2 protein-coding genes are annotated in these 1,182 nt (G+C 69.0%); one reads left to right on the top strand and one right to left on the bottom strand.

Features of this window, described 5'->3' with window-relative positions; translation table 11 throughout:
- Nucleotides 1–560 (bottom strand): fumarylacetoacetate hydrolase family protein (locus tag ACIRS4_RS37970; RefSeq protein WP_404204798.1); only part of this gene is annotated, 560 nt, incomplete at its 3' end.
- Between the two features lie 100 nt (nt 561–660).
- Between ACIRS4_RS37970 and ACIRS4_RS37965 the strand changes: the two genes are divergently transcribed.
- A partial coding sequence (locus ACIRS4_RS37965) for a TetR/AcrR family transcriptional regulator (RefSeq protein ID WP_404204796.1) occupies nt 661–1,182 on the top strand: 522 nt, incomplete at its 3' end.

Below are 1,182 nucleotides of genomic sequence, written 5' to 3'. Positions count from 1 at the left end.
GTGTCGAAGCTCTTGGCGACGCCGATGGACGCGGTGGCGTCGCCGGTCATCGCGCGCAGCTGGATATCGCGGGCGGAGGCATCGTTGACGATGGTCAGCCCGGCCACATGACCCCAGGCCCGGTCGACGGGCACGCCGCGGGCGGGTGTGCCGATGACGACCGCGACCTCACCCTCGTAGTCGACCTGGTCGGCCGCCACGTCCGGCAGCACGATCGGGTCACCGGGACCGATGACCGCCGACCCCGCGGTGACCTGCATGTTCGGTTCGCTGGGCAGTTCGATGCCGGTCTTCCCCAGGGTCGCGAACATTTCGAGGGCTTCGGTCGCGTGGCTCCCGTAGTTCAATCCGATGATCAGGACCTTCCCCGGGCGCGCCACCGGCGGCCGCAGCACCGCCTGGTCGACGGCCCGTTCGCGCAGCACCGGCGCGGTGCGGGCCGCGTCGAGTCCCGGACCGCGCAACAGTGCGCCGACGTCGGAGTAGGGCAGGTCGAGCACGGCGAGCACGCCGGTGCGGTCCTCTCGCGCGAGCCCGTCGTCGGTCGAGTAGAGACGCATGCCGAACCTCCTTGTTCGCCGGCATCGCACCGGCCTTCTCTTGATTCACAGTTAAGAGCACGTCTTAGCTCTCAGTCAAGAGCGGGCCTAGAGTTGCCTCATGCCCAAGAATCGCCAGGACATCCCCAAGGCCGAACGGCAGGCCGAACTGGTCGCGCACGCTCGCGAACTCTTCGCCGCGAACGGCTATCGCGGCACCAGCGTGGCGGCGGTCGGCCGGGCCGCCGGTATCGCACCCGCCGCGGTGCACTGGTATTTCCCCACCAAGGACGACCTTTTCGCCGCCGTCGTCGATTCGGTCTTCACCGAGACGCGCGCACTGGTCGAGGCCGAGTCGGCGGGGGATCCGCGGGACGAATTGGTCGACCTGCTGGTGCGTATGCAGCCCTATCGCGGACTGCATCGCGTCGCCTACGAGCGCATGGACGAGACCGAGTCGCTGCGTGAGGTCTACGGGCGCATGCAGGACTGGCTCGAGGAGCGACTGCTGGCCGCGATCTCGCGGCGTGCCGCCGCCGGTGCCGACCTGGCGTCGATCACCGATCTCGCCCACGTGCTGTTCGAGGGGCTGCTGATCAGCGTCCGCCGGCTGGATCGGCCCACCGGAGAACTGGTCGACCTG

The sequence above is a fragment of the Streptomyces sp. NPDC101166 genome (assembly GCF_044768125.1).
Classification (GTDB): domain Bacteria; phylum Actinomycetota; class Actinomycetes; order Streptomycetales; family Streptomycetaceae; genus Streptomyces.
The sequence above is the reverse complement of the archived record's forward strand: the minus strand, read 5'-3'. Positions and strand labels throughout refer to the sequence as shown.